The organism is Sphingomonas sp. URJC2 (assembly GCF_059803575.1).
This window is the reverse complement of the sequence record NZ_JAPFGX010000073.1, coordinates 1-4,052: the sequence shown is the minus strand read 5'-3', so window position 1 is coordinate 4,052 and position 4,052 is coordinate 1. Positions and strand designations below refer to the sequence as shown.

The 4,052-nt window shown below is 68.8% G+C and carries 4 protein-coding genes and 1 pseudogene; 3 read left to right on the top strand and 2 right to left on the bottom strand.

Annotated elements, in window-relative coordinates; genetic code table 11:
* A partial coding sequence (locus OPU66_RS14780) for a DUF6975 family protein (protein ID WP_498554414.1) occupies nucleotides 1-206 on the bottom strand: 206 nt, incomplete at its 3' end.
* A 149-nt stretch (nucleotides 207-355) separates the two neighbouring features.
* Between OPU66_RS14780 and OPU66_RS14775 the strand changes: the two genes are divergently transcribed.
* Both OPU66_RS14775 and OPU66_RS14770 read left to right on the top strand, forming a co-directional pair.
* Nucleotides 356-838: a MerR family transcriptional regulator gene (locus OPU66_RS14775; protein WP_498554413.1), complete on the top strand. Its 483-nt coding sequence runs from the start codon at nucleotides 356-358 to the stop codon at nucleotides 836-838.
* Nucleotides 839-1,007: 169 nt separating this feature from the next.
* Nucleotides 1,008-2,810 carry an acyl-CoA dehydrogenase C-terminal domain-containing protein gene (locus tag OPU66_RS14770; protein ID WP_498554415.1) on the top strand — a complete coding sequence of 601 codons (1,803 nt, stop codon included), beginning with the start codon at nucleotides 1,008-1,010 and terminating at the stop codon, nucleotides 2,808-2,810.
* A gap of 70 nt (nucleotides 2,811-2,880) precedes the next feature.
* Here the strand turns inward: OPU66_RS14770 and OPU66_RS14765 are convergent, their stop codons facing one another.
* Nucleotides 2,881-3,573: a type 1 glutamine amidotransferase domain-containing protein gene (locus OPU66_RS14765; RefSeq protein ID WP_498554412.1), complete on the bottom strand. Its 693-nt coding sequence runs from the start codon at nucleotides 3,571-3,573 to the stop codon at nucleotides 2,881-2,883.
* Nucleotides 3,574-3,830: 257 nt separating this feature from the next.
* On the opposite strand from OPU66_RS14765, the pseudogene OPU66_RS14760 reads away from it, so the two are divergent.
* A pseudogene (locus OPU66_RS14760) lies at nucleotides 3,831-4,052 on the top strand (hypothetical protein); the annotation flags it as partial.

The window sequence follows — 4,052 nt, the reverse complement described above, 5'->3', positions numbered from 1 at the left end:
GCGTGATCGATCACGCCGGGCGCGCGGCCGTGCAGCACGCACAGATAATGGGCAGCATCGGCCAGGTTGCGCGTCGCCTCGCGCCCGTCGCGCAGCTGCGGCGACTGGGCATAGGGGTGCCCGCCGGTGCCATCGGCCTCGACCAGCGAGACCAGCATGTCCGCGATCCCGCCGCTCAGAGCCGTCTCGATCGCCTGGTTCGTCATGTGCGTCCGGTCCTCATCGGCGGGATGCCGCCCCGCCACGGCCGTCCGGTCTAGCGCAAGGGCGTAAAGAGCCGGTTTATGCGCACCTCCCGGCCCGCCGCGCGGCGCTGCCTCTTGACGTTTACGTAAATGCTGGTTTGATAGCGCACATGGCCAGCCACTCCGCAACCGCCGCTCAGGACATCGCTCAAGGTGCAGCGCAGGGCGCGACCCAGCCGCATCCCGCGACCGTCGACACGCCTGACAGCCAGAACCGGCTGAACTACAGCATCACCGATCTGTCGGAAGAGTTCGACGTCACCCCGCGCGCGCTGCGCTTCTACGAGGAAGAGGGGCTGATCTCCCCGATCAGGCGCGGCACCACGCGCATCTATACCAAGCGCGATCGGGCGCGGCTGGCGTGGATCCTGCGCGCCAAGCGCACCGGCTTCAGCCTGGCCGAGATCCGCGAGATGATCGATCTCTACGATCTGGGCGACGGCCGTCATATGCAGCGCCGCGTGACCATCGAGAAATGCAATGAGCGGATCGAACTGCTCAAACGACAACGGCTCGACATCGACGCGCAGATCGACGAGCTGGCCCGCTTCGTCCAGCGGGTCGAGGAGGTCGACCGCGCCAGCACCGGCTGACCGCGCCGCGCCGGGGCCGCTCACCAATGCGTCCGCCCCTCGCCCGCGATCGTTTCGTAACCTATGATGGACGTGATCCGGACGGATCGGGCGGGAACGCCTGTGGCGGCTGGCAATGGCCCCCGGCCACCGCTCCCCGATCCGGCCGCAAGGACAGGAGAGAGTGACCATGCCGACCTACACCGCCCCGGTGCGCGACACGCGCTTCGTGCTCGACCATGTGATCGGGCTTGATCGCTACGCCAATCTGCCGGGTTTCGAAGGCGCGACGCCCGACACCGTCGATGCGGTGCTCAACGAAGGCGGCCGGTTCGTCGCCGAGGTGCTGTTCCCGCTCAACCAGATCGGCGACCGCGAAGGCTGCACCCGCCACGCCGATGGCAGCGTGACCACGCCGACCGGGTTCAAACAGGCCTATGCCCAGTTTGTCGAGGCCGGCTGGCCGACGCTGTCGGGGCCGACCGAATATGGCGGGCAGGGGCTGCCCCATGTCGTGATGACGGCGTTCGAGGAATATCTCGCCTCGGCCAACATGGCGTTCCAGATGTATCCGGGGCTGACGGCGGGCGCGACCGCGGCGATCCTCGCCAAGGGGTCGGAGGAGCAGAAGGCGCTTTATTGCCCGAAGATGATTTCGGGCGAATGGGGCGGCACGATGAACCTGACCGAGCCGCAGTGCGGCACCGATCTCGGCCTCATCAAGACCAAGGCCGAGCCGCAGGCCGATGGCAGCTACAAGATCACCGGCACCAAGATCTTCATTTCGGCCGGCGAGCATGACCTGACCGACAACATCATCCATCTGGTGCTGGCCAAGGTCACGGGCGCGCCCGACAATGTGAAGGGCATCAGCCTGTTCATCGTCCCCAAGGTGATCGTCAATCCCGACGGGTCGCTGGGCGCGCGCAACGCGGTCAGCTGCGGCTCGATCGAACACAAGATGGGCATTCACGGCAACGCCACCTGCGTCATGAACTATGACGGCGCGACCGGCTATCTGGTCGGCGAGGAAAACAAGGGGCTGGCGGCGATGTTCATCATGATGAACGCCGCGCGGCTGGGCGTCGGCCTGCAGGGGCTGGGCATTGGCGAGGTCGCCTATCAGAATGCCGTCGCCTATGCCGGCGACCGGCGGCAGGGCCGTGCGCTCACCGGCCCGGCCGAGCCGGAGGCCAAGGCCGACACGCTGTTCGTCCACCCCGATGTGCGCCGGATGCTGATGGAGGCCAAGGCGTTCAACGAAGGGCTGCGCGCGCTGTGCCTGTGGGGGGCGCTGCTCGTCGATCTCAGCCACAAGGCGCAGACCGAGGAGGAACGCGCCGAGGCCGATACGCTGATCAGCCTGCTGACCCCGGTCATCAAGGGCTTTGGCACCGACATGGGCTATCGGATCGCAACCGATGCCCAGCAGGTCTATGGCGGCCATGGCTATATCGAGGAATGGGGCATGGAGCAGTATGTGCGCGATGCCCGGATCGCCATGATCTATGAAGGCACCAATGGCGTGCAGGCGATGGACCTTGTCGGCCGCAAGCTGCCGGCCAAGGGCGGGGCCGCGATCCAGGCGTTTTTCGCGCTGGTCGAACAGGAAATCGCCGCCGCGCGTGCTGGCCAGCTCACGGCCGAGGCGGACAAGCTTGCCGCCGCGCTCGATGTGCTCAAGGCGTCGACCATGTGGCTGATGCAGAACGGTTTTGCCAATCCCAACAATGCCGGGGCGGCGGCCGTGCCCTATATGCATCTGATGGGGCTGGTGACGTTGGGCATGCTGTGGCTGCGCATGGCGGGCGCGGCGCGCCGGCTGCTCGATGCCGGTGAGGGCGACCGGGCGTTTCTGGAAACCAAGCTGGTCACCGCGCGCTTCTTCGTCGACCGCATCCTGCCGCGCGTCCATGGCCTGCGCGGCGAGCTGGAAGGCGGCGCGGACACGGTGATGGCGCTCGCGCCCGAAGCGTTCGCCGTCGCGGCCTGACCGGAAAAAAGAGGGGGCCGGGCATCGGCCCGACCCCCTTTTCCGGTGTTTTTGGGGGCAGCGGTGCCGCTCAGGCGGCGATGCGCTCCCGCGCCGCCACCAGCGTCAGCCGCGCGACCTCTTCGGACGAAGCCGGGTTCTGCCCGGTCACCAGCTGGCCGTCGCGCACCGCATGGGGGGCGAAATCGGGCGCGCCGCTGAACCGCCCGCCCAGCTGCTGCAACCGGTCTTCGAGCAGAAACGGCACCGCGTCATACAGGCCGACCGCGCGTTCCTCGCTGTTGGTGAAGCAGCTGAACTGCCGCCCGGCGACGATCGGCTGGCCGGCCGCATCCTTCACATTCACCAGTCCGGCCGGGCCGTGACAGACGGCGGCGACCGCCTTGCCGTCGGCCCACATCGTCTCGATCACGCCGATCAGCGCGGCGCTGTCGGGCAGATCCCACATCGTGCCATGCCCGCCGGGCAGGAACACGCCGTCAAACTCGGCCGGGTCGATATCGGCGATGGCGACCGAGGCGTTGAGCCGGGCCATCGCCCCGGCATCGGCCTGGAAGCGCGCGACGCTGGGCGCGATCTCGCCGGCCAGCGAGTTGGCGTCGATCGGCACCGCGCCGCCGGCAATCGACGCCAGCGTCACCTCCGCGCCCGCATCGATGAACGCCCAATAGGGGGTCGCCAGCTCCTCGAACCACAGGCCGGTGGGCTTGCCGGTATCGCCCATCGCGGCGTGGGAGGTGGCGACGATCAGAATCCGTGTCATGGCATGAAGCTCCTTTGCCCGCGCCCAGATAGGAAGGGCGGCCCGAAACAAAAGGGGCCGAGACAAAAGGGGGCAGGGCCGCCCGTCCGGCGCGGCGTTGCCCGGCCGGGCCGGCTCTGCTAGCGCCTTGGGTCATGTTCCGGCGGGCCGCACCTGATCGCTTTTCCGTTTCCCGTCATGCGTCTGGCGAGGTGGGCGACGGGGTTCCCGGCCCGGCGCGCGGCCCGGCGCGCGGAAATGCCGGCGGGGGGCGCTGAATGGCCCGCACCGTCCGAACTCTGGCCGTGCTTGCCGCCGGGGCCGCCTGCATCGTCGCCGCGCTGCCCGCGACCGGCCAGCAGACGCCGGAATCGCTGCTGCCGCCGGGCTTTGCCGATCCGCCCCGTCCGGCACCCCCGCGTGCCGCCCCGCCGCCCCGCCCGACCCAGCCCGGCCAGACGCCGCCCGGCCAGACCCAGCCCGGCCAGCAGGCTGCGGGC

What these genes read in the sequence shown, in the direction of transcription:
- OPU66_RS14770 (WP_498554415.1), top strand. Translation starts at nt 1,008, where the DNA reads ATGCCGACCTACACCGCCCCGGTGCGCGACACGCGCTTCGTGCTCGAC.
- OPU66_RS14765 (WP_498554412.1), bottom strand. Translation starts at nt 3,573, where the DNA reads ATGACACGGATTCTGATCGTCGCCACCTCCCACGCCGCGATGGGCGAT.
- OPU66_RS14775 (WP_498554413.1), top strand. Translation starts at nt 356, where the DNA reads ATGGCCAGCCACTCCGCAACCGCCGCTCAGGACATCGCTCAAGGTGCA.